At 72.8% G+C, this 26,076-nt stretch carries 19 protein-coding genes; 10 read left to right on the top strand and 9 right to left on the bottom strand.

All coding sequences use genetic code 11. The annotated features are described in order from the left end of the window. Nucleotides 1–3: 3 nt before the first annotated feature. From ACFW48_RS28700 to ACFW48_RS28680, 5 genes are all read right to left on the bottom strand, one after another. A complete protein-coding gene (locus tag ACFW48_RS28700; protein WP_386319368.1) occupies nucleotides 4–1,416 on the bottom strand; it encodes a lysine N(6)-hydroxylase/L-ornithine N(5)-oxygenase family protein in 1,413 nt (470 codons plus the stop codon). Beyond that, nucleotides 1,413–2,792, bottom strand: coding sequence for a pyridoxal phosphate-dependent decarboxylase family protein (locus tag ACFW48_RS28695; protein WP_386319367.1), 1,380 nt, complete (start codon nucleotides 2,790–2,792; stop codon nucleotides 1,413–1,415). The genes ACFW48_RS28700 and ACFW48_RS28695 overlap by 4 nt, the downstream gene beginning before the upstream one ends. A gap of 140 nt (nucleotides 2,793–2,932) precedes the next feature. Next, nucleotides 2,933–5,431, bottom strand: coding sequence for an aminopeptidase N (pepN, locus tag ACFW48_RS28690; protein WP_386319364.1), 2,499 nt, complete (start codon nucleotides 5,429–5,431; stop codon nucleotides 2,933–2,935). A 134-nt stretch (nucleotides 5,432–5,565) separates the two neighbouring features. Beyond that, nucleotides 5,566–5,934: a chorismate mutase gene (locus ACFW48_RS28685; protein ID WP_386319361.1), complete on the bottom strand. Its 369-nt coding sequence runs from the start codon at nucleotides 5,932–5,934 to the stop codon at nucleotides 5,566–5,568. 44 nt (nucleotides 5,935–5,978) lie between these two features. Then, nucleotides 5,979–6,452 (bottom strand): GNAT family N-acetyltransferase, encoded by a 474-nt coding sequence (locus ACFW48_RS28680; protein ID WP_386319358.1) that lies wholly within the window; start codon nucleotides 6,450–6,452, stop codon nucleotides 5,979–5,981. A gap of 173 nt (nucleotides 6,453–6,625) precedes the next feature. On the opposite strand from ACFW48_RS28680, the gene ACFW48_RS28675 reads away from it, so the two are divergent. After that, nucleotides 6,626–7,525, top strand: a complete 900-nt coding sequence (locus ACFW48_RS28675) for a hypothetical protein (protein ID WP_386319357.1) — start codon at nucleotides 6,626–6,628, stop codon at nucleotides 7,523–7,525. Between the two features lie 95 nt (nucleotides 7,526–7,620). Continuing rightward, nucleotides 7,621–8,256: an SIMPL domain-containing protein gene (locus tag ACFW48_RS28670; RefSeq protein ID WP_386319355.1), complete on the top strand. Its 636-nt coding sequence runs from the start codon at nucleotides 7,621–7,623 to the stop codon at nucleotides 8,254–8,256. Nucleotides 8,257–8,288: 32 nt separating this feature from the next. On the opposite strand, the gene ACFW48_RS28665 is transcribed toward ACFW48_RS28670, so the two are convergent. After that, complete coding sequence (locus tag ACFW48_RS28665; RefSeq protein WP_386319353.1) at nucleotides 8,289–9,011, bottom strand: vWA domain-containing protein; 723 nt, start codon at nucleotides 9,009–9,011, stop codon at nucleotides 8,289–8,291. A gap of 152 nt (nucleotides 9,012–9,163) precedes the next feature. On the opposite strand from ACFW48_RS28665, the gene ACFW48_RS28660 reads away from it, so the two are divergent. Both ACFW48_RS28660 and ACFW48_RS28655 read left to right on the top strand, forming a co-directional pair. Further along, nucleotides 9,164–10,093, top strand: a complete 930-nt coding sequence (locus ACFW48_RS28660; RefSeq protein WP_386319350.1) for a rhomboid family intramembrane serine protease — start codon at nucleotides 9,164–9,166, stop codon at nucleotides 10,091–10,093. 13 nt (nucleotides 10,094–10,106) lie between these two features. Continuing rightward, nucleotides 10,107–11,009, top strand: coding sequence for a chitosanase (locus ACFW48_RS28655; RefSeq protein ID WP_386319348.1), 903 nt, complete (start codon nucleotides 10,107–10,109; stop codon nucleotides 11,007–11,009). Nucleotides 11,010–11,133: 124 nt separating this feature from the next. Here ACFW48_RS28655 and ACFW48_RS28650 read toward each other — a convergent pair whose 3' ends face one another. The 3 genes from ACFW48_RS28650 to ACFW48_RS28640 all read right to left on the bottom strand — a co-directional run bounded on the left by ACFW48_RS28650 (nucleotide 11,134) and on the right by ACFW48_RS28640 (nucleotide 18,292). After that, a complete protein-coding gene (locus tag ACFW48_RS28650) occupies nucleotides 11,134–12,597 on the bottom strand; it encodes a glutamate synthase subunit beta (protein WP_386319345.1) in 1,464 nt (487 codons plus the stop codon). Next, a complete protein-coding gene (gene gltB / locus ACFW48_RS28645; RefSeq protein WP_386319436.1) occupies nucleotides 12,590–17,134 on the bottom strand; it encodes a glutamate synthase large subunit in 4,545 nt (1,514 codons plus the stop codon). The genes ACFW48_RS28650 and gltB overlap by 8 nt, the downstream gene beginning before the upstream one ends. 426 nt (nucleotides 17,135–17,560) lie before the next feature. Continuing rightward, entirely contained in the window at nucleotides 17,561–18,292 is a 732-nt protein-coding gene (locus ACFW48_RS28640; protein ID WP_386319343.1) for a VIT1/CCC1 transporter family protein, read from the bottom strand. A 235-nt stretch (nucleotides 18,293–18,527) separates the two neighbouring features. Here ACFW48_RS28640 and ACFW48_RS28635 point away from each other — a divergent pair, with 235 nt between their 5' ends. The 6 genes from ACFW48_RS28635 to ACFW48_RS28610 all read left to right on the top strand — a co-directional run bounded on the left by ACFW48_RS28635 (nucleotide 18,528) and on the right by ACFW48_RS28610 (nucleotide 26,046). After that, on the top strand, nucleotides 18,528–20,105 hold the full coding sequence (locus ACFW48_RS28635) for an ADP-ribosylglycohydrolase family protein (protein ID WP_386319340.1): 1,578 nt from the start codon (nucleotides 18,528–18,530) through the stop codon (nucleotides 20,103–20,105). Between the two features lie 221 nt (nucleotides 20,106–20,326). Next, entirely contained in the window at nucleotides 20,327–21,469 is a 1,143-nt protein-coding gene (locus tag ACFW48_RS28630) for an ADP-ribosylglycohydrolase family protein (protein WP_386319433.1), read from the top strand. Then, the gene (locus tag ACFW48_RS28625; protein ID WP_386319337.1) at nucleotides 21,466–22,659 is read left to right on the top strand and encodes an ADP-ribosylglycohydrolase family protein; all 1,194 of its coding nucleotides are present in this window, start codon (nucleotides 21,466–21,468) and stop codon (nucleotides 22,657–22,659) included. Before ACFW48_RS28630 ends, ACFW48_RS28625 begins: the two co-directional genes overlap by 4 nt. Beyond that, nucleotides 22,647–24,005 carry an ADP-ribosylglycohydrolase family protein gene (locus ACFW48_RS28620; protein ID WP_386319335.1) on the top strand — a complete coding sequence of 453 codons (1,359 nt, stop codon included), beginning with the start codon at nucleotides 22,647–22,649 and terminating at the stop codon, nucleotides 24,003–24,005. The genes ACFW48_RS28625 and ACFW48_RS28620 overlap by 13 nt, the downstream gene beginning before the upstream one ends. Next, nucleotides 24,002–25,225 (top strand): CaiB/BaiF CoA transferase family protein, encoded by a 1,224-nt coding sequence (locus ACFW48_RS28615; protein ID WP_386319332.1) that lies wholly within the window; start codon nucleotides 24,002–24,004, stop codon nucleotides 25,223–25,225. Before ACFW48_RS28620 ends, ACFW48_RS28615 begins: the two co-directional genes overlap by 4 nt. Beyond that, entirely contained in the window at nucleotides 25,222–26,046 is an 825-nt protein-coding gene (locus ACFW48_RS28610) for an HpcH/HpaI aldolase/citrate lyase family protein (RefSeq protein ID WP_386319329.1), read from the top strand. Before ACFW48_RS28615 ends, ACFW48_RS28610 begins: the two co-directional genes overlap by 4 nt. The last annotated feature ends 30 nt before the right edge of the window (nucleotides 26,047–26,076 follow it).

The following is a 26,076-nucleotide window of genomic DNA, read 5'->3' as shown; positions in this document are numbered from 1 at the left end:
GCCTCAGATTCCGTCCGCCAGGGGGGTGAGCGCCCGGTGTCGGCGCGCGGACGGGATCCGGGGCTGTCCGTGTTCGAGGCCGAAGGTGGTGAAGGCGGTGCGGCCGGGCAGCGGGTAGGGCTCCTGTCCTGTCAGGTCGTTGAGGATGGTCGCTCCGCGCCAGGCGGCGAGGCCGAGGTCGGGTGCGCCGACTCCGTGGGTGTGCGTTTCGGCGTTCTGGACGTAGACCCGGCCGGTGACGGAGGGGTCGAGGACGAGGCGGAAGCGTTCGTCGACGCGGGGGCGTTCGTGGCTGTCGCGCCGCATGTAGGGGTCGAGTCCGGCGAGGACGCGGCCGAGGGGGCGTTCGCGGTAGCCGGTGGCGAGGACGACGGCGCCGGTGGTGAGGCGGGTGCGGGTCTGCTGCTGGGCGTGTTCCAGGTGTAGTTCGACCTTGGTGGTGGCGATGCGGCCGGCGGTGCGGACGTGGACGCCGGGGGTGAGGACGGTGTCGGGCCAGCCGCCGTCGAGGGTGCGGCGGTAGAGCTCGTCGTGGATGGCGGCGGTGGTGTCGGCGTCGATGCCCTTGTGGAGTTGCCACTGGGAGGCGACGAGCCGGTCGCGGACGGGTTCGGCCAGGCCGTGGAAGTAGCGGGTGTAGTCGGGGGTGAAGTGCTCCAGGCCGAGTTTGGAGTACTCCATGGGCGCGAAGGCCTCGGTGCGGCCGAGCCAGTGCAGTTTCTCGCGGCCGGGGGGCCGGTGGCGGAGCAGGTCGAGGAAGATCTCCGCGCCGGACTGGCCGGTGCCGATGACGGTGATGTGTTCGGCGGCGAGGAGTGTCTCGCGGTGGTCGAGGTAGTCGGCGGCGTGGACGACGGGGACGCCGGGGGCGTCGACGAGGGGTTTGAGCGGGTCGGGGACGTGGGGCTCGGTGCCGACGCCGAGGACGACGTTGCGGGTGTGGGTGCGGCCGAGGGCCTCGGCTTCTCCGTCGGCGTCGAGCTGGGTGTAGTCGACTTCGAAGAGGTCGCGTTCGGGGTTCCAGCGGATGGCGTCGACCTGGTGGTGGAAGCGGAGGGAGGGGAGGTTCTCGGCGACCCAGCGGCAGTAGGCGTCGTATTCGGCGCGCTGGATGTGGAAGCGTTCGGCGAAGTAGAAGGGGAAGAGGCGTTCGCGGGCCCTGAGATGGTTGAGGAAGGTCCAGGGGCTGGCCGGGTCGGCGAGGGTGACCAGGTCGGCGAGGAAGGGCACTTGGACGCGTGCGCCGTCGATGAGCAGGCCGGGGTGCCAGTGGAAGGCGGCTCGCTGGTCGTAGAAGACGGCGTCGAGGCCGGTGAGGGGGTCGGCGAGCGCGGCGAGGGAGAGGTTGAAGGGGCCGATACCGATGCCGACGAGGTCGCGGGGAGCGTCGGGGGTGGGGTGCGGGGTGGGGTTCATCGCGGGGCGGGTCCTTCCGGGGGGTTTTCCACGAGGGTCACGAGGGTCAGGAGGGCGGCCAGGTCGTCGGGCCGGGTGTGGGGGTTGAGCAGGGTCGCCTTGAGCCAGAGCCGGCCGTCGGCGCGGGCGCGGCCGAGGACGGCGCCGCCGGTGGCGAGCAGGGCGCGGCGTACGGCGGCGACGGCTTCGTCGGTGGCGTGGGCGGGCCGGAACAGCACGGTGCTGATGGTGGGTGGGGCGTGCAGTTCGAAGCCGGGGTGGTCGTGGACGAGGGCGGCGAACCGTTCGGCGAGGAGGCAGACTCCGTCGACGAGCGCGCCGAGGCCGCTGCGTCCCAGGGTTTTGAGGGTGACGGCGGTCTTGAGGATGTCGGGGCGGCGGCTGGTGCGCGGGGAGCGGCCGAGGAGGTCGGGGAGTCCGGCGTCGGTGTCGTCGTCGGCGTTGAGGTAGTCGGCGCGGTGGTGGAGCGCGGCGAGGTCGGCGGTGTGCGCGACGGTGAGGAGGCCGGCGGCGATCGGCTGCCAGCCGAGTTTGTGCAGGTCGAGGGCGACGGTGTGGGCGGCGTCCAGCCCCGCCAGTTTGGGGCGGTGGCGGTCGCTGAAGAGGAGGCCTCCGCCGTAGGCGGCGTCCACGTGCAGGCGGGCGCCGTGGGCGGCGCAGCGGTCGGCGATTTCGGGCAGGGGGTCGATGAGTCCGGCGTCGGTGGTGCCGGCGGTGGCGACGACGAGGTGCGGTCCGGGGACCTGGGTGAGGGCCTCGTCGAGGGCGGCGGGGTCGAGGGCGCCGGCGGGGGCGGGGACGGCGACGGGTTCGGGCAGTCCGAGCAGCCAGGCGGCGCGGGGCACGGAGTGGTGGGCGTTGGCTCCGTGGATCAGCCGCACGCCCGCGCCGTGCGCTTCGCGGGCGAGGAGGACGGCGAGTTGGTTGGACTCGGTGCCGCCGGTGGTGACGAGGGCGTCGGCGGCGCCGGTCTCCTGGGCCAGGGCGCGGGTGACGAGGGCTTCCAGCGCGGAGGCGGCGGGTGCCTGGTCCCAGGAGTCGAGGGACGGGTTGAGGATGCTCGCGGCGAGGTCGGCGGCGGTGGCGACGGCGAGGGGCGGGCCGTGCAGATGGGCGGCGCACAGCGGGTGGGCGGGGTCGGCGGCGCCCTCGGCGAGCGCGGTGACCAGGACGCGGAGTGCCTCGGGCTCGCCCTGGTCGGGCAGGATCTCGCCGACCGCGTCCGCCACGCGGGCGGCGACGGTGTCCGGGCCGCCCGCGGGCAGCGGGCCTCCGCGTGCCGCCGCGCCGGTGCGCAGCGCGTCGAGGACGGTGTCGAGCAGGGGCCGCAGGGCGTCGGGGCCGTGCGGGCCCGAGGCGAGGGGCGGCAGACCCATGGCTGTCCTCCGGGCGCGGGGGGCGAAGGAGTTCCAGCTTGTACGCGGATGCGCGCGTACGCCCGGACAGCCCAAGATCACAACCCGAAAGGGGTATCCCGTGGCCGGTCCCCCGGGTCGGGGACCGGCCGGGTCCGGGGTCAGTGCGTGTCCGCCTCCCGTACCCGCAGGGCGCGGGCAAGGTCGTCGAGTTGGTCGGCGAGCTTGCGGCGCAGGGCGGGGATCGGGTCGGCGTCGTTCAGGCACTCCTGGCCGAGGCGCAGGTTGTCGGCGTCGACGGTGTGGGCGGGGAAGGCCCAGCGGCCGGCGGCGTCGGCGATGGCGGGGCCGCGGCGGGCGGCGACGGCGACCGCCTCGGCGTAGTAGCGCGGTACGTAGTCGCGTACGAGGTCGGCCTGTTCGGGCTGCCAGAAGCCCTGGGCGGTGGCGGTGAAGAGGTAGTTGGAGAGGTCGTCGGTGGTGAACATGGCCTCCCAGGCGCGGCTTTTGGCCTCGGGGTCGGGCAGCGCGGCGCGGCAGCGGGCGGCGCCTTCCTGGCCGGTGGCGCTCGGGTCGCGTTCGAGCTCGGCGGCGATGGCGGCTTCGTCGGTGGCGCCGAGGACGGAGAGGCGGGTGAGGATGCGCCAGCGCAGTTCGGGGTCGAGTTCGGGGCCGCCGGGGACGGTGCCGTCGGCGAGCCAGGCGGCGATGGTGTCGGGGTGGGCGGCGGTGGCGATGCGGTGGCGTACGGCGATGAGGCGCAGCCCGGGGTGGTCGCCGTCCTCGGTGCGGCGGATGAGGTCGCGGCACAGGTCGGTGAGGGTGGCCAGGGCGGCGGGCCGCTGCTCGGGGGTGACGTAGCGGTCGGCGGCCTGGACGGAGGCGAAGGCGAGGACGCCGTCGACGAGGGCGAGGTCGGTCTCGTACGGGAGGTGGGTGCGGGCGATGTCCAGGTAGGCGCCGGCGGGGAGTTCGCCGTCGCGGACGGCGTCGCGCAGGGCGTTCCAGACGACGGCGCGGGTGAGCGGGTCGGGCAGGCCGGACAGGCCGGTGCGCAGGGCCTCGAAGGATTCGGTGTCGAAGCGGATCTTGGCGTAGCTCAGGTCGCCGTCGTTGAGGACGACCAGGGCGGGGCGCTTGCCGATGGGCCGGGGTTCGGCCCGGGGCACGTCGAGGTCGAGGCGTTCGCGCAGGGTGAGCCGGCCCTCGTCGGTGAGGTCCTGGTCGTAGAGGCCGACGGCGATGCGGTGGGGCCGGGTGCCGGTGCGGTCGACCGTGAGTGCGCGGCTGCCGTTGTCGCCGGTGACGCGCGGGGCGAGGGTGTCGACGCCGGTGGTGCGCAGCCAGGCGTCGGCCCAGGCGTGGACGTCGCGGTCGGTGGCGGCGGCGAGGGAGTCGATGAGGTCGGCGAGGGTGGCGTTGGCGAACTTGTGCCGCTCGAAGTGGGTGTTGATGCCGGCGAGGAAGTCCTTCTCGCCGAGCCAGGTGACGAGCTGGCGCAGGGCGGAGGCGCCCTTGGCGTAGGAGATGCCGTCGAAGTTGAGGAGGGCGGAGGCGGTGTCCTCGACCTTCTCGGGGGCGACGGGGTGGGTGGAGGGGCGCTGGTCGGCGTCGTAGCCCCAGGGCTTGCGGGTGACGCCGAAGTCGGTCCAGGTGCCGGTGAAGCGGGTGGCCTCGGCGGTGGTCTGGTAGCCCATGTACTCGGCGAAGGACTCGTTCAGCCAGATGTCGTCCCACCACCTGAGGGTGACGAGGTCGCCGAACCACATGTGGGCCATCTCGTGGGCGATGACCATGGCGCGGGTCTGCCGCTGGGTGTCGGTGACGGCGGACCGGAAGACGAACTCGTCGCGGAAGGTGACCAGGCCCGGGTTCTCCATGGCGCCGGCGTTGAACTCGGGGACGAACGCCTGGTCGTAGGAGTCGAAGGGGTAGGGCTCGGTGAACTTCTCGTGGTAGCGGTCGAAGCAGCCGCGGGTGACCTCGAGCAGTTCGTCGGCGTCGGCGTCCAGGTGGGGGGCGAGCGAGCGGCGGCAGTGGATGCCGAAGGGCAGGCCGCGGTGCTCGGTGCGTACGGAGTGCCAGGGGCCGGCGGCGACGGCGACGAGGTAGGTGGCGATCGGCGGTGTGGTGGCGGCCTTCCAGTGGCCGTCGCCGGCGTGTTCGGTGACGCCGTTGGAGAGGACGGTCCAGCCCTGGGGCGCCGTGACGGTCAGGTCGAAGACGGCCTTGAGGTCGGGCTGGTCGAAGGCGGCGAAGACGCGCTGGACGTCGTCCAGGAACAGCTGGGTGTAGACGTAGGTCTCGCCGTCGGCGGGGTCGGTGAAGCGGTGCATGCCCTCGCCGGTGCTGGAGTAGCGCATGGCCGCCTCGACGCGCAGCTCGTGCTCACCGGGGGTGAGGTTCTTCAGCGTCAGCCGGTTCTCGTCGAGGGTGTCCGGGTCGAGGGGGTGTCCGTCCAGGGTGGCGGTGCGCAGCTCGGCGGGCTTGACCTCGACGAAGGTGTCCGTGGTGTCCGTGTCGCCGCGGACGGTGAACCGGATGACGGTGCGGGAGTCGAAGGTCTCGTCCCCACGGGTCAGATCGAGGTCGATCGCGTAGTGGTGGACGTCGAGGAGCCGGGCACGGGTCTGCGCTTCGTCGCGCGTCAGTACGGACATGCACGACATGCTGCCTGATGCCGTCGGCAGGGCACAGAGGCGGATCGGTACGCGGATTATGTCCGGTCCGTACGAGGCCGCCGCGCCCCCGGCGTGCGCCCCCCGTGGGCGAGGGGCGCGGGGCTCGCGGGGACTCAGCCGGAGGCCGGGGCCGTGCCGTTGCCGTTTTCGTTGCCGTTGCCGTTGCTCTCCGCGATGCGTTCGTGGTGGTGGATCACCTCGGCGATGATGAAGTTCAGGAACTTCTCGGCGAACGCCGGGTCCAGCTTGGCGCTCTCGGCGAGGGCCCGCAGCCGGGCGATCTGCTCCGCCTCACGCGCCGGATCGGCGGGCGGCAGCTGGTGTCCGGCTTTGAGGTGGCCGACCTGCTGGGTGCACTTGAAGCGCTCGGCGAGCATGTGGACGACGGCCGCGTCGATGTTGTCGATGCTGTCCCGCAGCCGGGCCAGTTCCTCGCGGACGGCGGGGTCGACGGCACCGGTACCGGTGTGGCTGGTGGTCATGGGCGCCAACCCTACGGGCGGACCCCGGGCCGTCGCAGTCCGTCTCAGGCCCCGAGAATCCCGCCGGTGCCACCCACCCCGATGCGCTTGTGGAAGTACACGTCCTCGTGTCCGCCGGGCACGCCCTCGATGCGGCCCCGCTCCCGGAAGCCGAGCCTCGGGTAGAAGCCGGGCGCCTGGAAGGTGTAGGTGGACACGATCATGTCGGTGCAGCCGCGCCGGACCGCCTCCTCCTCCGCCGCCCGCATCAGCCGGCTCCCCCAGCCGGCCCGCCGCTGCTCCTCGCACACCCACAGCATGTCCACGGAGGCGAGGGTGGACCAGGTCCAGGCGGTGAGCCCGCCGACCAGGGCGCCCGACTCGTCGGTGACGCGCACGGTGAGGGGTTCGGTCCGCGCGCCGCCGGCGGCCGCGGTGTTGAAGGCGGTCAGCTCGTCGTCGAGCCGCTGTTCCAGGTCGTCGTCCGCGCCGCCCACGCGCAGGGAGGCGGCGGCGACGGAGTGCTGTTCGCTGGTCACGGTTCCGGATTGTGCCGTGGGCCGGGGCGCGGGGCGAACGGTTTGTGCCGGGCGTGCGGGTGGCGGTGCGGCACTGCTCGTACAGCGGTCCTGCTCGTACCGCGCCGTCCTCCTCGTACAGCGGTCCGCCTCTTACAGTAGGAGAAGGGTTCAGACGTCTTGGGGGTTCAGGCGTGGCGAACGGCGGACCGGTCGAGCACGGTTACCCGCACCTGGAGACGGTGCGGGCCGCCGTCACCGCGCTCTACAAGCGGCTGTCCTACGACACCGTGCGGACGTTCTCGGCCAGCGTGGCCCCGGCCGACGTGGCGTTCTGCGACACCGACGACCTGTACCTGGGCACCCAGCGGGTGGCCCACGAACTGGTGCGTCACTACCGTCTCCCCGACGCCCGGATGATCGTCTCCTTCCGGGAGATGACGCACGCGGCGAGTGTCGAGCTGGCGGCCGGTCCCGAGTACTTCATCGAGTTGAACGACCGCTTCCGCACCCATCGCCGGGACATCGGCGCGGCCCTCGCGCACGAGGTGATGCACGTGTATCTGCACCGCCTCGACCTGTCCTTCCCCGGCACCCGGGACAACGAGATCCTCACCGACACCGCGACGGCGTACCTGGGCGCCGGCTGGCTGCTGCTGGACGCCTACCGGGAGGACTCGGCGTCGTCGCAGAAGCTCGGGTATCTGACTCCGGAGGAGTTCGGCTACGTCCTGGCCAAGCGGGCGCTGGTCTTCGGTGAGGACCCGTCGGTGTGGTTCACCAGTCCGCAGGCCTACACGGCGTACGTCAAGGGCATGGCCAGGGCCCGCCGGGACGAGCAGCAGCCGCCGCTCACCGCGGCCGGCTGGGCGGGCCGCCGCCGCTACGCCCGGGACCGCCGCCACGCGCGGGACCCGCGTGCCGCCCCCGTCCTTCCGGCGGAGGGCCCGTACTCCTTCACGCCGGGCGGGCGCGAGCCTCTGCGGGTGTCGTTCCCCTGTCCGACCTGTCACCAGCGGATCAGGGTGCCGGTGCGGGGGCGGGTACGGGCGCGGTGCGGGCTGTGCCGGACGGTGCTGGAGTGCGACACGTAGACCGGCACATTGACCGGCACATTGACCGGCACATGGACGGGCATGGACGGGCATGGACCGGCACATGTACCGGCGAACGGTGCTTCAATGCGCGCATGACGGAGACGATCAGGGAGCCCTGGGGGCTCAGTGTGTTCGGTGCGGGCAGTGTGCGGGTCGAACCGCAGCTGGTGCGGGTGAAGCTGGCGGTGGACGTGCTGGAGCCCTCGCCGGACCGGGCCTTCCAGGAGGCGGGGACGGCCGTGTCACGGCTGCGCGGGGTGCTGCGCGGGCATGGGATACCGGACACCTCGGTCTCGGGTTCCCGGCTCACGCTCAGTTCGGAGTACAACGGCTACGGCGGTGAGCGGACGTTCGCCGGCTACCGCTGCCAGGCGTCGTACTCCGTGGAGACCGGGGCGCTGGACGACCTCCAGCGGCTGATCGTGGACGCGGTCGAGGCGGGCGCGCACCGCATCGACAGCGTCGAGTTCGACGTGCACGACAAGCCGGCGATGCGCGACGAGGCCCGCCGCAGGGCCGTGGCCGCCGCGCGGCGCAAGGCCGAGGTGTACACGGAGGCGGCGGGCGTGCGGCTGGGCCCGGTGGTGCACATCCAGGACGTGGACGCCGAGTCCTTCGTCCAGTACCGCGGCCACGGCGGCGGGGGCGGCAGCTCGGCCGGGGACCTGGCACCGGGGATGGTGGAGGTGTCGGCGGGCGTGGTGCTGGGCTACGCGCTGACCCGCTGACCCGGCACCGGCCGCCCGCCCCTGTGGCGTCCCTAGGGCCGCACGATGCCCTGCGCGCGTGCGGCCACCAGCCACTTGGGGAACTCGCCCACCAGACGGTCGTACAGCTCGGCGTCGGACACCTTCCGCGGGTCGCGGCCCGCGTGGAAGAACCCGGCGTTGTCGACGACCCGTTTGTCCGGCACCGCCAACTCGTCGAGCCCCCGCAGGTACTCGAACTGGCGGCTGCCCGGGTCACCGAAGCCGACGAACTGCCAGAACAGCGGGAGCGGCGCCGCCTTGCACAGGTACCGCTCCGCGGCGAGCCGGTTGATCGGGCCGCCGTCGGTCTGGAAGACGACCAGGGCGGGGTGGCGGGCGCCGCTGTCGAGGTAGTGGTCGATGACGGCGTCCATGGCCAGGTGGTAGCTGGTCCTGCCCATGTGCCCGAGGTCGGCCACGATCCGCTCGATCCGGCCTTGGTGGTCGGCGAGCGCGATCTCGGTGACGGCGTCGACGTCCGTGGAGAAGAACACCACCGGCACGGTGCCGTCGTCGTCGAGGTGCGCGGACAGCCCGAGCACCCGGTCGGCGAGCGCCTGCACGCTGCCGTCCTTGTAGTACGGCTTCATGGAGCCGGAGTAGTCGACGACGAGGTAGACCGCCGCCCGCGTCCCCTCCAGCCCGTGCTTCGTCAGCGACACCCCGGCGCTCTTGTATAGGTCGACGAGCGCCGGAGCGGTCTCCCGCACCTTGGTGAGACTGATCGCGGCCATGCGGACTCCCCCGTCACCCCGTGCGTACGGCATCTGGCTGCCGAGGTTACGGCACGGCGCACCCCGCCTCTCAGCTCATCCACAGGCATTCGCTATTTTGTTCGCCGCCGTCCCCACCGGCTCACCGTCCGTCCCGTCCCGAGGAGCCGGCCGTGGATTCCGAGTCCACCGTCACCACCTGCTATCGCCATCCGGCGGTGGAGTGCCACGTCCGCTGCACCCGCTGCGAGCGCTTCATCTGCCCGGACTGCATGCGCGAGGCGTCCGTCGGCCACCACTGCCCCGAGTGCGTGAAGCAGGGGGCGCGGTCGGTCCGGCAGGCCCGGACGATCGTCGGCGGCCGGGTCTCGACGACGCCCGTGGTGACGTACGCGCTCATCGCGCTCAACGTCCTGGCCTACCTGGCCGAGTTGGCGCGCCCGCAGATCGTGGACCGGTTCGCGATGGTCGGCGCACGGCTGGTCGGTCCGGACGGCGGCCACTACGTCTACCAGGGCGCGTATCCGGGCGACTTCCACGCCGAGGGGATCGTCGCCGGCGAGTGGGAGCGGATGCTCACCAGCGCCTTCCTCCACCTGGAGCCCACCGGGGGCACGTTCGGGATTCTTCACATCGTGATGAACATGGTCGCGCTGTGGCAGCTGGGGCGCGTGGTGGAGCCGATGCTCGGCCGTGTCCGCCATGCCGTGCTCTACTTGCTGTCGGCGCTCGGCGGTTCCGTCCTCGAATTGCTGTTCGCCGACCCCGGTCAGCCCTCGGTCGGCGCGTCCGGCGCGGTCTTCGGCCTGGGGGCCGCGTACTACGTCCTGGCCCGCCGCGTCGGCGCGGACATGGCCTCCGTCAACCGTTTCATGGCGTTCCTTCTGCTGTGGCTGCTGCTCTCCGCCGGGCTCACCTCCTGGCAGGGCCACCTCGGCGGCCTGCTGGTGGGCGGCGCGCTGGCCCTGGCGTACGCGTACGCGCCCCGGGACGGGCGCCGGGTGGCGGTGCAGGTGGGCGCGTGCGTGGGGCTGGTGGTGCTGCTGGCGGTGACGGCGGCGGTCAAGGTGTCGGAACTGACAGGCGGAGGTCTTCCCCGATGAGAGGTATTCCCCGATGAAACGTGCCGGTGTGCTGCTCCTCGCGGCCGTTCCCGTGATCGCCACGGGGGTGTACTTCGTCATGCCGACGGACTCGGCCGACGCCCCGGTGTCGCCGCCCGTGGCCTCCGCACAGTCCTCCCGCGAGGACGCCAAGAGCCGGGCGGAGGAGGAGCGGGAGGCGGACGACGCGCTGATCGCCGACCTGCCGCCGGGGCTCGCCGCCCCCGCGAAGAAGGAGCTGGCCCAGCAGCTGGTGTCCAGCGCCGAGAACTCGACCACCAAGTGGCGCACCTCCTACGGCACGATCGACGACCTCGGCGACGGATGCGGCTACACGGCGGGCATCATCGGCTTCTGCACGGGCACGCACGACCTGCTCACGCTGGTCGAGCGCTACACGAAGGCCCACCCGGGCAACGGCCTGGCGGAGTACCTGCCCGCTCTGCGCGAGGTCGACGGCAGCGACTCCCACGAGGGCCTGGACCCCGGCTTCACGGCCGCCTGGCAGGCGGAGGCGGAGCTGCCGGCGTTCCGTGCGGCCCAGGAGGAGGAGCGCGACCGCGTCTACTTCGAACCGGCGGTCCGCCTGGCCAAGCTGGACGGCCTCGGCACGCTGGGCCAGTTCGTCTACTTCGACGCGATGGTCTTCCACGGCCCCGACACGGACGCCGAGGGCTTCTACGGTCTGCGCGAGCAGGCCATGCGCAAGGCGAAGACGCCGGGGCAGGGCGGCTCCGAGAAGGCCTACCTGAAGACCTTCCTGGATGTCCGTCGGGACGCCATGCGGGCGAAGCGTCCGGGTATCGACACCTCCCGCGTGGACACGGCGCAGCGGCGGTTCCTGGAGGCCGGGAACATGAGGCTCGACACGCCGCTGGTGTGGGAGATGTACGGGGACACCTACCGGCTGCCGTAGGCGCGCATGCGACGGCGCCTGCCCTTTGTCCGGTCGGGGACGGGGCAGGCGCCATCAGTGTTCCGCACGCCTTTGTGCGGGACGTTCTTCGGTTGTTCCGTCCGTCGGACGGTTCTTCCGTCCGTCAGACCGCGAGGGCGCGGTCCGTCGGACGGATCGGGGCCGGCAGTTCGCTGGCTCCGGTCAGGAAGCTGTCGGCGCCGCGGGCGGCCGAGCGGCCCTCCGCGATCGCCCAGACGATGAGCGACTGGCCGCGGCCGGCGTCACCGGCGACGAACACACCCGGCACGTTGGTCTGGAAGTCGGCGTCCCGGGCGATGTTACCGCGTTCGTCGAGCTCCAGGCCGAACTGGTCGACCAGGCCGTTCTCCCGGTCGGTGCCGGTGAAGCCCATGGCGAGGGTGACCAGCTGGGCCGGGATCTTGCGCTCGGTGCCCGGCTTCGGGGTGAGCTTGCCGTCGATGAACTCAACCTCGCTCATGTGCAGCCACTGGACGTTGCCGTCCTCGTCGCCCTCGAAGTGGGTGGTGGAGACGGCGTACACCCGCTCGCCGCCCTCCTCGTGGGCCGAGGTGACCTTGTAGAGCATCGGGAAGGTCGGCCACGGCTGGCGCACCGCGTCCCGCTCCTCGCCCGGCCGGGGCATGATCTCCAGCTGGGTGACGGAGGCCGCGCCCTGGCGGTGGGCGGTGCCCACGCAGTCGGCGCCGGTGTCGCCGCCGCCGATGACGACGACGTGCTTGCCCTCGGCCGAGATCGGCGGGGCGACGTAGTCACCCTCCTGGACCTTGTTGGCCAGGGGCAGGTACTCCATGGCCTGGTGGATGCCCTTCAGCTCGCGGCCGGGGACCGGCAGGTCGCGGGCGGTGGTGGCACCGGCGGCGATGACCACGGCGTCGTAGCGCTTCTTCAGGTCGGTGGCCTTGAGGTCGCGGCCGATCTCGACGCCGGTGCGGAAGCGGGTGCCTTCCGCGCGCATCTGCTCGATACGGCGGTTGATGTGCCGCTTCTCCATCTTGAACTCGGGGATGCCGTAGCGGAGGAGGCCTCCGATGCGGTCCGCGCGCTCGTAGACGGCGACGGTGTGGCCGGCCCGGGTCAGCTGCTGGGCGGCGGCGAGACCCGCCGGGCCCGAGCCGATGACGGCGACGGTCTTGCCCGACAGGCGCTCGGGGATCTGCGGGGCGACGTCCCCGGTCTCCCACGCCTTGTCGATGATCGAGACCTCGACGTTCTTGATGGTGACCGGCGGCTGGTTGATGCCGAGCACGCACGCCGACTCGCACGGAGCCGGGCACAGGCGGCCGGTGAACTCCGGGAAGTTGTTGGTGGCGTGCAGGCGCTCCTGCGCGGCCTGCCAGTCCTCGCGGTAGGCGTAGTCGTTCCACTCGGGGATCAGGTTCCCGAGCGGGCAGCCGTTGTGGCAGAACGGGATGCCGCAGTCCATGCACCGGCTGGCCTGCTTGCTGATGATCGGCAGCAGGGAGCCGGGGACGTAGACCTCGTTCCAGTCCTTGACGCGCTCCTCGACGGGGCGGGTCTTGGCGACCTCGCGTCCGTGGTTCAGGAAGCCCTTGGGATCAGCCATTGGTCGCCGCCTCCATCATCTTCTCGGTGGTCTCGGTCTCGGAGAGACCGGCTCGCTCGGCGGCGTCCTTGGCGGCGAGCACTGCCTTGTACGTGCTGGGGATGATCTTGCTGAAGCGCTCCACGGCGGCGGGCCACTCGGCGAGCAGCTTCTCGGCGACGGTCGAGCCCGTCTCCTCCTGGTGCCGGCGCACGACGTCGTGCAGCCACTGCTTGTCGGCGTCGTCGAGGGCCTCGACCGCGCCGGAGTTGCCGGCGTTGACGTTGTCCGCGTCCAGGTCGATGACGTAGGCGATGCCGCCGGACATGCCGGCCGCGAAGTTGCGCCCGGTCTCGCCGAGGACGACCGCGTGGCCGCCGGTCATGTACTCGCAGCCGTGGTCGCCGACGCCCTCGGAGACGACCAGCGCGCCGGAGTTGCGGACGCAGAAGCGCTCGCCGACCTTGCCGCGCAGGAACATCTCGCCGCCGGTGGCGCCGTAGCCGATGGTGTTGCCGGCGATCGTGGAGTACTCGGCGAGGTGGTCGGCGCCCCGGTCGGGGCGGACGATCACGCGGCCGCCGGAGAGGCCCTTGCCGACGTAGTCGTTGGCGTCGCCCTCCAGGCGCAGCGTGATGCCGCGCGGGACGAAGGCGCCGAAGGACTGACCGGCGGAGCCGGTGAAGGTGATGTCGACGGTGTCGTCGGGCAGGCCCGCGCCGCCGAACTTCTTCGTCACCTCGTGGCCGAGCATGGTACCGACCGTGCGGTTGATGTTGCGGATCGCGACCTGGGCGCGCACCGGCGCGGCGCCGGTGGCGTCGGAGGCGGCCAGCGCGTCCGCCGCGAGCTTGATCAGCTGGTTGTCGAGCGCCTTCTCCAGGCCGTGGTCCTGCTCGACGGCCTGGTGGCGCACCGCGCCCTCGGGCAGCGCGGGCACGTGGAACAGCGGCTCCAGGTCGAGGCCCTGCGCCTTCCAGTGGTTCACGGCGCGGGTGACGTCGAGGGTCTCGGCGTGGCCGACGGCCTCCTCGATGGAGCGGAAGCCCAGCTCGGCGAGGATCTCGCGCACCTCCTCGGCGATGAACCGGAAGAAGTTCACGATGTACTCGGCCTTGCCGGAGAACCGGTCGCGCAGCGTCGGGTTCTGGGTGGCGATGCCGACCGGGCAGGTGTCCAGGTGGCAGACGCGCATCATGACGCAGCCGGAGACGACGAGCGGCGCGGTCGCGAAACCGAACTCCTCGGCGCCGAGCAGCGCGGCGATGACGACGTCCCGGCCGGTCTTGAGCTGGCCGTCGGTCTGGACGACGATCCGGTCGCGCAGGCCGTTGAGCAGCAGGGTCTGCTGAGTCTCGGCGAGACCCAGCTCCCAGGGGCCGCCGGCGTGCTTGAGCGAGGTGAGCGGGGAGGCGCCGGTGCCGCCGTCGTGGCCGGAGATGAGGACGACGTCCGCGTGCGCCTTCGACACACCCGCCGCGACCGTGCCGACGCCGACCTCGGAGACCAGCTTGACGTGAATCCGCGCCTGCGGGTTCGCGTTCTTCAGGTCGTGGATCAGCTGGGCCAGGTCCTCGATGGAGTAGATGTCGTGGTGCGGCGGCGGGGAGATCAGGCCGACGCCCGGGGTGCTGTGCCGGGTCTTGGCGACCCAGGGGTACACCTTGTGGCCGGGCAGCTGGCCGCCCTCGCCGGGCTTGGCGCCCTGGGCCATCTTGATCTGGATGTCGTCCGCGTTGACCAGGTACTCGGACGTGACGCCGAAGCGGCCGGAGGCGACCTGCTTGATCGAGGAGCGGCGCGCCGGGTCGTACAGGCGCTCCGGGTCCTCGCCGCCCTCACCGGTGTTGGACTTGCCGCCCAGCTGGTTCATGGCGATGGCGAGGGTCTCGTGCGCCTCCTGGGAGATGGAGCCGTACGACATGGCGCCGGTGGAGAAGCGCTTGACGATCTCGGAGGCGGGCTCGACCTCGTCGATGGAGATGGGCTGGCGGTCGCTCTTGAAGCCGAAGAGCCCGCGGAGCGTCATGAGCCGCTCGGACTGCTCGTTCACACGCTCGGTGTACTTCTTGAAGGTGTCGTACTTGCCGGAGCGCGTGGAGTGCTGGAGGCGGAAGACCGTCTCCGGGTCGAACAGGTGCGGCTCGCCCTCGCGACGCCACTGGTACTCGCCGCCGATGTCCAGGGCGCGGTGGGCGGGCGCGATGCCGCTGGCCGGGTACGCCTTGGCGTGGCGGGCGGCGACCTCCTCGGCGATGACGTCGATGCCGACGCCGCCGATCTTGGTGGCCGTGCCGTTGAAGTACTTGGCGACGAAGGCCTCGTCGAGGCCGACGGCCTCGAAGACCTGGGCGCCGCGGTAGGAGGCGACGGTGGAGATGCCCATCTTGGACATGACCTTGAGGACGCCCTTGCCGAGGGCGTAGATCAGGTTGCGGATGGCCTGCTCGGGCTCGCCGTCGACGGCCTGGAGGAAGGTGCCCGCGCGGACCAGGTCCTCGACGGACTCCATGGCCAGGTACGGGTTGACCGCGGCGGCGCCGTAGCCGATGAGCAGGGCGACGTGGTGGACTTCGCGGACGTCTCCGGCCTCGACCAGCAGGCCCACCTCGGTGCGCTGCTTGGTGCGGATGAGGTGGTGGTGCACGGCCGCGGTGAGCAGCAGCGACGGGATCGGGGCGTGCTCGGCGTCCGAGTGGCGGTCGGACAGGACGATCAGCCGGGCGCCGTTCTCGATGGCGGCGTCGGCCTCGGCGCACATCTCCTCTATGCGCGCGGCCAGCGCGTCGCCGCCGCCGTGCACGCGGTAGAGACCGGAGAGGGTCGCGGCCTTGAAGCCGGGCATGTCGCCGTCGGCGTTGATGTGGATGAGCTTGGCCAGCTCGTCGTTGTCGATGACCGGGAAGGGCAGCAGGACGCTGCGGCAGGAGGCGGCCGTCGGGTCCAGCAGGTTGCCCTGGGGGCCGAGCGAGGAGCGCAGGGAGGTGACCAGTTCCTCGCGGATCGCGTCCAGCGGCGGGTTGGTGACCTGTGCGAAGAGCTGGGTGAAGTAGTCGAAGAGCAGCCGGGGGCGCTCGGACAGCGCGGCGATCGGCGAGTCGGTGCCCATGGAGCCGATCGGCTCGGCGCCGGCCTTGGCCATCGGCGCGAGGATGACGCGCAGCTCCTCCTCGGTGTAACCGAAGGTCTGCTGGCGGCGGGTGACCGAGGCGTGGGTGTGCACGATGTGCTCGCGCTCGGGCAGGTCGGACAGCTCGATCTCGCCGGCCTCGATCCACTCGGCGTACGGCTTCTCCGCCGCGAGCTGGGCCTTGATCTCGTCGTCCTCGATGATGCGGTGCTCGGCGGTGTCCACGAGGAACATGCGGCCGGGCTGCAGGCGGCCCTTGCGGACGACCTTGGCCGGGTCGATGTCCAGGACGCCGACCTCGGAGCCGAGGACGACGAGGCCGTCGTCGGTGACCCAGTAGCGGCCGGGGCGCAGGCCGTTGCGGTCGAGCACGGCGCCGACCTGGGTGCCGTCGGTGAAGGTGACGCAGGCGGGGCCGTCCCAGGGCTCCATCATCGTGGAGTGGAACTGGTAGAAGGCGCGCCGGGCGGGGTCCATGGAGTCGTGGTTCTCCCACGCCTCCGGGATCATCATCAGCACGGAGTGCGGCAGCGAGCGCCCGCCGAGGTGGAGCAGTTCCAGGACCTCGTCGAAGGAGGCGGAGTCGGAGGCGTCCGGCGTGCAGATCGGGAAGATCCGGTCCAGGTCGGAGGACGATCCGAAGACGTCGGAGACGAGCTGGGACTCGCGGGCGACCATCCAGTTGCGGTTGCCCTTGACCGTGTTGATCTCGCCGTTGTGCGCGACGAAGCGGTACGGGTGGGCGAGCGGCCAGGCCGGGAAGGTGTTCGTCGAGAACCGGGAGTGCACGAGCGCGATCGCGGAGGCGAAGCGGCGGTCGGACAGGTCCGGGAAGAAGGGCTCCAGCTGGCCGGTGGTCAGCATGCCCTTGTAGACGATGGTCCGCGCGGACAGCGACGGGAAGTAGACGGCGGCCTCGCGCTCGGCGCGCTTGCGCAGCGCGAAGGCGCGGCGGTCGAGGGCGATGCCCTGCGACTCACCGTCGGCCACGAAGATCTGGCGGAAGACCGGCATGGTCGAACGGGCGGTGGCGCCCAGCATCTGCGGGGCGACCGGGACCTCGCGCCAGCCGAGGACGGTGAGGCCCTCCTCGGTCGCGATCGTCTCGATCCGCGAGACGGCGTCCTCGGTGCCGTCCACCGGCAGGAAGGCGATACCCACGGCGTACGCCCCGGCCTCGGGCAGTTCGAATCCGGCCACCTCGCGGAGGAAGGCGTCCGGCACCTGGGAGAGGATGCCCGCGCCGTCGCCCGAGTCGGGCTCGGAGCCGGTGGCACCGCGGTGCTCGAGGTTGCGCAGCACGGTGAGTGCCTGGTCGACCAGGGTGTGGGACGCCTCGCCGGTCAGAGTGGCGACGAAACCGACGCCGCAGGCGTCGTGCTCGTTGCGGGGGTCGTACATACCCTGCGCAGCAGGGCGAGCATCCATGAAGGACCGGTTCTGGCCATTCGCGGAGTGCTGGGACGGCTGGCGCGGCGTACGCATCGGCTCTCCCGTCGTCGTCATCTGGCATGTGCAAGTGCCGAGGGACGACGTTGGCCCTCTGCTGAGTGCAAAATTTCGTGCAGGTTACATGATGGAGCGGTTCTCGGGAACCGGGATAATCCGTTCCAACATGCGGACACCGAGGGATTCGCGGCGGGGTGCCGCACCCAGCGGTGGAAGCTATGGAGACCGCAGCGGACAGATCGATGTCCGTCGGCCCGAGGCACGGAGGGAGCTTCGTCGCTCACTCCGCCGACGCGCGGCGGGCCTCATTGCCCACAGCGCTTACGGCTCATGCCCGGGGATCACACACTCGAAACCAGCGAGTAACGGCTACTTATGCGGTCCGACGCATAAGTTCGAGCCGGGCTATCCTACGGCCGTTCCGAACAGGCTGCCCAGGAGGTACGTCACACCGGCCGCCGCACCACCGAGGGCGAGCTGCCGCAGTCCGCTGTACCACCAGCTGCGCGCAGTCACCTTGGCCACCACCGCGCCGCACAGGAACAGCCCGGCCAGCGCGAGCACCACCGCGGGCCACAGCGCACCGGCGCCGAGCAGGAACGGCAGGACGGGGAGCAGGGCGCCCAGCGCGAACGAGCCGAACGACGACACGGCCGCGACCGACGGCGAGGGCAGGTCGCCGGGGTCGATGCCCAGCTCCTCACGGGCGTGTATCTCCAGGGCCTGCTCGGGGTCACGGGACAGTTGCCGGGCCACCTCGCGCGCGAGGTCCGGCTCCACACCCCGCGCCTCGTAGAGCGCGGCCAGCTCGGCCTCCTCGTCCGCCGGGTGCTTCTTCAGCTCCCGGCGCTCCACGTCCAGCTCGGCCTCGACCAGCTCGCGCTGCGAGGCGACGGAGGTGTACTCGCCGGCGGCCATGGAGAAGGCGCCGGCGGCCAGCCCGGCCAGCCCGCTCAGCACGACGGTCTGCTGACCGGCCGCGCCGCCCGCGACACCGGTCATCAGGGCGAGGTTGGAGACCAGGCCGTCCATCGCGCCGAAGACGGCGGGGCGCAGCCAGCCGCCGTTCACGTCGCGGTGGGTGTGGTTGTCGCGGTGCGCCTCGTGCAGTGGCGCCTCGGTCTCGATGATGGCCATGAGAGTTCCCCCGGGGAAGCTAGTTTGGACCTGGTCTACTTCTCGACAACAAACAATCTACGCTGGTCATTTCCACCTCGCCAGCAAGGAAAGGCTGGGCTTACCTGCGGTTTTACCCTTGCGCGCTCATCCGTGATCTTGACCGCACAGATGTCGACCGGGTGACGCTGCGCCCTGTGAGGCTGCGCGGCACACCCCACCGGGGACAGATGCGCAAAGGGAGAGGAGCGGCCGCATGGCATCCACCGCCTGCATTCCCCCGGTCCCCGCGCCCGGTGACGCGGTCGGGCTCCGCGAACGGGCCCGGGGCGCGCTGCTGGGACTGGCCGTCGGCGACGCCCTCGGGGCGCCGGCCGAGAACATGAAGCCCTCCGAGATCCGCGCCCGCTGGGGCCGCATCACGGGATACGTGTCCAGGAAGCCGGCCGGCACCGACGACACCGAGTACGCGATCTTCTCGGGCCTGCTGCTGGCCCGGTACGGCTCCGGGCTCACCCCCGCCCACGTCGAGACGGCCTGGCACGAGTGGATCGCGGACCGGGAGGAGGGCCCCTTCCGGGGCGCGGGCTTCAGCGAGCGCGGCACCCTGGAGAACCTGCGCCGGGGCCTCGCCGCCCCCATCTCCGCGCAGCACCGCCACGCCTGGAGCGACGGCCTGGCCATGCGGGCCGCGCCCTACGGCGTCTTCGCGGCGGGCCGTCCCGCCGAGGCCGCCCGGCTGGTGGCGATCGACGGCTCGGTCAGCCACGACGGCGAGGGCATCTACGGCGGCCAGGCGGTGGCGGCGGGGGTCGCGGCGGCGATGGCGGGGGCACCGACCGTCGCGGTCGTCGCCTCCGCCCTGGCCGTCGTCCCGGACGACTCCTGGACGGCCCGCTGCCTGCGCCGCGCGATGACGGCGGCCCACCGCGGCGAACGCGCCGTCCGCTCCGCGGTGGTCATCGGCGGCTACCCCTGGACCGACCTGGCCCCCGAGGCGGTCGCCCTCGCCTTCGGCGCGTACGCGGCGGCCGACGGCGACTTCACGGACGCGGTGCTGACGGCCGTCAACATGGGCCGCGACGCCGACACCACGGCAGCGGTGGCCGGCGCCCTGGCCGGTGCGACCCAGGGGGCCGCCGCCATCCCGGCCGAGTGGGCGTCGGCCATCGGCCCGGCCCGCGGCAGCTGCCTGCCGGCGATGGCCGGACACCATGTGCTGGAGGTCGCGGACCTGCTGGCGCGGGGGGCGGAGGAGGCCCAGCGCGGTGCGGAGCCGAGGACGCGGGGCACGGAACCAGCGACGCGGCATGCGGGCACGAAGACGCCGAGCACGGAACCAGCAACGCGGAGTGAGAAGACGCGGACGCCGAGCACGGAACCAGCGACGCGGCATGCGGGCACGAAGACGCCGAGCACGGAACCGGCAACGCGGAGTGAGGAGACGCGGACGCCGAGCACGGAACCGGCAACGCGGAGTGAGGAGACACGGACGCCGAGCACGGAACCAGCAACGCGGCATGCGGGCACGAAGACGCCGAGTGGGGCAACACGGAGTACGGACACGAAAACGCGAAGCGCGAACCCGGCAACACAGAGCACCCGGGCGAAGACGCCGTGCCCGGAACCGGCGACACGGAGTGCGGAGTGGGCGGCGTGTGCCGTAGTGAGCGGGCCGCCCCCGGCGGGTGAGAGCGGCGTACGGAGCGAGGCGCGCGCCCCGGGCCAGTGCTCCGCGCCGCATGACCAGCCCGGGCCGGAGGCAGGTTCCGCAGCGCGTGAGGGGCCCGGCCCCCATACGGGCGGCGACGGGCCTACGGGGGTGACGCCGTGAGCAGGGCACGTCCCGGCGCCGAGGAACCGGCCACCACGGCGTACGTCGCCCCGCCCGGCGCGCCGGAGGGGCCCACGCCCGCCGGGAGCGGGCACCGGCCGGGTCCCGAGCACACCGTCCCGCCCCGCACCGCGCCCCGGGCCGAAGCCGCCACCCCGCCCCGCACCGCGCCCCGGGCCGAAGCCGCCACCCCGCCCCGCCCGACGCCGCGACCCGACCGCATCGAGGGCCTCCTCCTCGGGCTCGCCGCGGGAGACGCCGCCGGCTGGCCCGCCGCCCGGCACCGGGCCGCCCGGATGCCCGAGTGGACGCGCCGCCTCACCCGCGAGCTGGACACCTTCGCCGAGCAGAACGCGACCACCACGCTCCCCGTCCCCATCGCCCTGAACCAACCCCCGGAGCCGCTGCGCCTCGGGCCCTCGGACGACGCCGAGTGGGCGGCGTTCGCGGCGGAGGCGGTGCTGCGGGCCGGGGACGACAGCGCGCTCGGGGACCTGAGCCGGGAACGCCGGATGCGGGCGGCGATCGACCTGACCTGGAACGCCGTCGCCAGTGAGGTGGCCGCGGCGACGGAACGCGCCCCGGAGGCCGAGTCGGCGGTACTGCCGCTGCGGGCCCGCATCTCGGTACGGGCCGGGCTCGGCAACCTCGCCACCGGCCTGCGCCCGCCCGCCACCGGCCACGACAACCCGCACTACTTCGACGACGCCGCCTGCGTCCGGGCCTGCGTCCTCGCCGTCGCCCACCCCGGCGCCCCGCGGCCCGCCGCCGACCTCGCCGAGTTCGACGCCCGCTACACCCAGGACGGCGACGGCGTGCACGGCGCGCGAGCCATGGCGGCGGCTGTGGCGTGCGCCCTCGACGGCGCGGACGTACGCACCTGCGTGGACGCCGCGCTCGCCGAGCTTCCCGGGGAGACGGAGATCGGCCGCAACGCCCGCCAGGCACTGGCCCTGGCGGCGGACGCCGAGACCACCTTCGCTCTTGTCCCGCTGCTGGAGCACCAGATCGTCGACCACGTCTACAGCTACGGCATCGCCGCCGCCGAGACCGTTCCGGTCGCCCTCGCCCTGGCCACCGCCGCCCGGGGCCGCATCGCGGAGGCCGTACCGGCGGCGGTCTGTCTGTCGAGGGTCGCGGACTCCGCTCCCGCGCTGGCCGGCGCCCTCACCGGTGCGCTGGGCGGTGGCGCGTCGATCCCCGAAACCTGGCGGGAGACCTGCCGCACCCTCCCCGGCTGCGTACTGCCCCGGCTCACCGGCACCGACCTGGTCGAACTCGCCGGACTCCTGCACGCCACGCAACCGTCCCGACGAGAAGGACGAGAAGGACCCGAAGGACAAGAAGGGCGACACGCGACATGAGGACAACCGGCACAGCGGAGAACCGCACGGCGGAGAACCGCACGGCGACCCTGGACGAGCGCATCACCGGCGCCCTCGTCGGCGCGGCCGTCGGCGACGCCCTCGGCGGCCCGGTCGAGGGCTACTCCCCCGAGCAGATCGTCGAACGCCACGGCGGCCGCGTCCACGGCGTCGTCGGCCCCTGGAACGGCGACGCCTGGCGCACCGCCCGCCCCATCGCCCCGTACCACAAGGGCGACGGCCACGTCACCGACGACACCCTGATGACCCACGCGCTGGTCCGGGTGTACGGCACGGTCCGCGACCACCTCGACGCCTACTCGGTCGCCGAGCACCTGGTCCCGGACCTGATGGCGAACCCGCGCTGGATCCCGGAGCTGGAGGCCGAGGCGCTCCCGCTCCAGCGGGTCTTCCTGGCGGAGAAGTGGCTGGCCGCGAGGATCCACTACGGCCACGTGGACCCCCGCGAGGCGGGCACCGGCAACATCGTCAACTGCGGTGCCGCGATGTACGTGGCCCCGGTCGGCCTGGTCAACGCGGCGCACCCGGCGGGCGCCTACGCCGAGGCGCTGGACGTCGCGGGCGCACACCAGTCGTCGTACGGCCGTGAGGCGGCCGGTGTCCTCGCGGCGGCGGTGGCCGCGGCGTGCGCGCCGGGGGCGACGCCGGACTCGGTGGTGTCGGCCTGTCTGTCCCTGGCGAAGGACGGCACCCGGGCGGCGATCGAGGCGGTCTGCGAAGTGGCCGGCCGGTACTCGGACTTCGAGTCGGCACTCGCGCCGCTGCGGGAGGCGGTGGCCCCCTACGACACGGTGGGCCCCGACTACCGCGCGCCCTCACTGGCCGCACGCCGCCCGTCCCGCGTGCACGCGATCGAGGAACTGCCCGTCGCCCTCGGCATGCTGCTCGTCTCCGGCGGCGACTACCGGCACGCGGTCCTCGGCGCGGTGAACTACGGCCGCGACTGCGACTCCATCGCCACGATGGCGGGCGCGCTGGCCGGTGCGCTGGGTTCACCGGTCCCGGAGGACTGGGCGAAGACGGTCGCGGAGGCGAGCCGTCTGGACCTCTGGGAACCGGCCGCGACGCTCACCGCGGTGGCCCGGGAGGTCTTCGAGCGCGACGTGGCGCGACGCCGCCTCCACGAGCGGGCGTTCACCGCGATCGGAGGCGCGAGATGCTCCGACTGACCTGGGTCCAGCCCGAGGACCTGATCGGCCACGAACTGCGCCAGGCGGCGCAGGACGGCCGCGACCCGTCGGCGATCGCGGCTCGCTGGAGAGCGGCAGGCGGCTGCGCGGCCCCCGCCCGAGCGGGCACGTCCGCCCAGCCGGCCTCCCCCCGCCTCCGCCTGCTCGCGGAAGACCTGCTGGACGAACTGTCCGCCCTGCCCAGCCCCTTGGCGGAGGCGGAACCGACGGAACTCGACCGGATCAGGTCCCTGTGTCCCGACTGGCCCGCACCCCGCCCCGGGACCGTGTCCCCAGCCCGCCTCGAAGCCGCCTGGCTCGGCCGAGCCGCCGGCTGCCTCCTCGGCAAGCCCGTCGAGAAGCTCCCCCTGACCGGCATCCGCCAACTCGCCAAGGCCGCCGGCAACTGGCCCCCGACCGCCTACTTCACGGCCCGGGGCCTCCCCGAGGACCTCACCGCCACGTACCCCTGGAACCGCCGCTCCGCGCCGACCTCCCTCGCCGAGAACATCGACGGCATGCCGGAGGACGACGACCTCAACTACCCCCTCCTGGGCCTCCTGCTCCTCCAGCGCCACGGCAGGACCTTCACCACCGCCGACGTCGCCCGCGTCTGGCTCGACGAGCTGCCCGCCGGCCGCACCTTCACCGCCGAACGCCTCGCCTACCGCAACCTCCTCACCGGCCTGGAACCCCCGCACACCGCCCGCCACCGCAACCCCTTCCGCGAGTGGATCGGCGCCCTGATCCGCGCCGACGTGCACGGCTGGACCAACCCCGGCGACCCGGCCGCCGCCGCCGAACGGGCGCACCGCGACGCGACCCTCACCCACACCGCCAACGGCGTCTACGCGGCGATGTTCGCGGCGGCCGTCATCGCCACCGCCGCCACCGGCACGCAAGACGTCCACGCCTGCCTGCGCACCGGCCTCACGGTCGTACCGCCCGGTTCCCGTCTCGCCGGAGCCGTCCGCCACGGCGTCCATCTCGCCGAGACCCACGCCGACTTCGACACGGTCGTGGACGCGCTCCACGCCCTCCACTCCCCCACCCACCACTGGGTCCACGCCGTCCCCAACACCGCCCTGCTCGCCGCGGCCCTCACCCACGCGGACGGCGACTTCACCGGTTCGGTCTCCCGTGCCGTGTCGGGAGGCTGGGACACCGACTCCAACGGCGCCACCGCCGGCAGCGTCGCCGGTCTCCTCGCCGGCTCCCCCGCCGCCCTGCCCGAGCGCTGGACGGCCCCCCTGAAGAACCGCCTGGCCACCTCGGTCGGCGACTTCGACGGTACCGGCTTCGACACCCTCGCCCACCTCACCCACAGGGAGGCCACCCGCCCATGACCGCGCCCCCGCCCGTCGTGCCCCCCGCCCCCGTCCACGCTCCGCTGACCGGCCTGCGCGTCCTCGACCTCGCCACCCTCTTCGCGGGCCCCCTCGCGGCCACCATGCTCGGCGACTTCGGTGCCGACGTCGTCAAGGTCGAGCACCCCGGCCGGCCCGACCCCTCCCGGGGCCACGGCCCGTCCAAGGACGGCATCGGCCTGTGGTGGAAGCTGCTGGGCCGCAACAAGCGCACGATCACCCTGGACCTGTCCAAGCCTGCCGGCCGCACCACCCTGCTCCGCCTCGCCGCCACCGCGGACGTCGTCATCGAGAACTTCCGCCCGGGCACCCTGGAGAAGTGGGACCTGGGCTGGGACGAGCTGTCCGCCGTCAACCCGCGCCTGGTCCTCACCCGGGTCACCGGCTTCGGCCAGTTCGGCCCGTACGCACGCCGCCCCGGCTTCGGCACGCTCGCCGAGGCCATGAGCGGCTTCGCCGCGATGACCGGCGAGCCCGACGCGCCCCCGACGCTGCCGCCGTTCGGCCTCGCGGACTCGATCGCCGCCCTGGCGACGTCGTACGCCGTGATGACCGCGCTGGCCGCCCGGGACCGCACCGGCGAGGGCCAGGTCGTCGACATGGCGATCATCGAGCCGATCCTGACCGTGCTGGGCCCGCAGCCGACCTGGTACGACCAGCTCGGCCACGTCCAGCCGCGCACCGGCAACCGCTCCCAGAACAACGCCCCGCGCAACACCTACCGCACCGCCGACGGCACCTGGGTCGCCGTCTCCACCTCCGCCCAGTCCGTCGCCGAGCGCGTGATGCGCCTGGTGGGCCGCCCGGAACTGATCGACGAGCCCTGGTTCGGATCGGGCGCCGACCGGGCCCGGCACGCCGACGTGCTCGACACTGCGGTCGGCGACTGGATCGCCCGGCACAGCCGCGCCGACGTCCTCGCGGAATTCGAGAAGGCCGAGGCCGCAGTCGCGCCCGTCCAGGACGTACGGGACGTGATGGCCGACCCGCAGTACCAGGCCCTCGACACGGTCACCACCGTCGACGATCCCGAGCTGGGTCCGCTGCGCATGCAGAACGTCCTCTTCCGGCTCTCCGCGACCCCCGGCGCGATCCGCTGGGCGGGCCGCCCGCACGGCGCGGACACCGAGGAGGTGCTGACCGGGCTGGGCCTGACCCCGGCGGATGTGAAGGAGCTGCGCGAGGAGGGCGTCGTATGACCGCACCCCCACTGACCTGGCTGTACGCCCCCGGGGACCGCCCCCGGGTGGTCGCCAAGGCGCTCGCCGCGGGTGCCGACGTCGTCGTGATCGACCTGGAGGACGCGGTCGCCCCGGACCGCAAGGAGTACGCCCGCGAGGCCACCGCCGAGCTGCTCACCGAGCCGCAGCCGGTGCCGGTCCACGTCCGCGTCAACGCCCTGGACGGGCCGCTCGCCGCGGCGGACCTGGCGGCGCTGGCCGCGCTGCCGGGACTGTCCGGGCTGCGGCTGCCCAAGGTGACGTCCCCGGACCAGATCGCCGGCGTCGCGGCGACGACCGCCGGACCACCCCTGTACGCCCTCCTGGAGACGGCCCTGGGCGTGGAGCGGGCGTACCGGATCGCCGCGGCCCACCCGTCACTGCGCGGCATCGCCCTCGGCGAGGCGGACCTCCGGGCCGACCTGGGTGTACGCGGCGACACGGGCCTGGACTGGTCCCGCTCGCGCGTGGTCGTGGCGGCGCGGGCGGCGGGGCTGGCGCCGCCGTCGCAGACGGTGCATCCGGACACCCGGGACCTGGAGGGTCTGGCCGCTTCCTGCGCCCACGGCCGGGCCCTGGGCTTCCTCGGCCGGGCCGCGATCCACCCCCGCCAGCTGCCGATCATCGAGCGGGCGTACCTGCCGACCGAACGGGAGCTGGAGGAGGCGGAGACGATCGTCAAGGCGGCCACCGCGCAGCCGGGCGCACTGGCACTGCCGGACGGACGGTTCGTCGACGCGGCGGTGGTGGCGACGGCGCAGCGCATCCTGTCGCTGGCCCGGCGGCCCGCCCTGTCATGACACAGGCGTCCTGACACAGGCCGAGGGCGC

Source organism: Streptomyces sp. NPDC058812, assembly GCF_042744565.1.
GTDB lineage: Bacteria > Actinomycetota > Actinomycetes > Streptomycetales > Streptomycetaceae > Streptomyces > Streptomyces thinghirensis.
Note: the sequence above shows the minus strand (reverse complement) of the source record. Positions and strands in the feature narration are given on the sequence as shown.

Excerpts from the sequence above, each read along its gene's own strand:
- ACFW48_RS28700 (WP_386319368.1), bottom strand. The coding sequence starts at position 1,416 with ATGAACCCCACCCCGCACCCCACCCCCGACGCTCCCCGCGACCTCGTC.
- ACFW48_RS28685 (WP_386319361.1), bottom strand. The coding sequence starts at position 5,934 with ATGACCACCAGCCACACCGGTACCGGTGCCGTCGACCCCGCCGTCCGC.
- ACFW48_RS28695 (WP_386319367.1), bottom strand. The coding sequence starts at position 2,792 with ATGGGTCTGCCGCCCCTCGCCTCGGGCCCGCACGGCCCCGACGCCCTG.
- ACFW48_RS28615 (WP_386319332.1), top strand. The coding sequence starts at position 24,002 with ATGACCGCGCCCCCGCCCGTCGTGCCCCCCGCCCCCGTCCACGCTCCG.
- ACFW48_RS28640 (WP_386319343.1), bottom strand. The coding sequence starts at position 18,292 with ATGGCCATCATCGAGACCGAGGCGCCACTGCACGAGGCGCACCGCGAC.
- ACFW48_RS28665 (WP_386319353.1), bottom strand. The coding sequence starts at position 9,011 with ATGGCCGCGATCAGTCTCACCAAGGTGCGGGAGACCGCTCCGGCGCTC.
- ACFW48_RS28670 (WP_386319355.1), top strand. The coding sequence starts at position 7,621 with ATGACGGAGACGATCAGGGAGCCCTGGGGGCTCAGTGTGTTCGGTGCG.
- pepN (WP_386319364.1), bottom strand. The coding sequence starts at position 5,431 with ATGTCCGTACTGACGCGCGACGAAGCGCAGACCCGTGCCCGGCTCCTC.
- ACFW48_RS28620 (WP_386319335.1), top strand. The coding sequence starts at position 22,647 with ATGCTCCGACTGACCTGGGTCCAGCCCGAGGACCTGATCGGCCACGAA.
- ACFW48_RS28635 (WP_386319340.1), top strand. The coding sequence starts at position 18,528 with ATGGCATCCACCGCCTGCATTCCCCCGGTCCCCGCGCCCGGTGACGCG.
- ACFW48_RS28655 (WP_386319348.1), top strand. The coding sequence starts at position 10,107 with ATGAAACGTGCCGGTGTGCTGCTCCTCGCGGCCGTTCCCGTGATCGCC.
- gltB (WP_386319436.1), bottom strand. The coding sequence starts at position 17,134 with ATGGATGCTCGCCCTGCTGCGCAGGGTATGTACGACCCCCGCAACGAG.
- ACFW48_RS28650 (WP_386319345.1), bottom strand. The coding sequence starts at position 12,597 with ATGGCTGATCCCAAGGGCTTCCTGAACCACGGACGCGAGGTCGCCAAG.
- ACFW48_RS28610 (WP_386319329.1), top strand. The coding sequence starts at position 25,222 with ATGACCGCACCCCCACTGACCTGGCTGTACGCCCCCGGGGACCGCCCC.
- ACFW48_RS28625 (WP_386319337.1), top strand. The coding sequence starts at position 21,466 with ATGAGGACAACCGGCACAGCGGAGAACCGCACGGCGGAGAACCGCACG.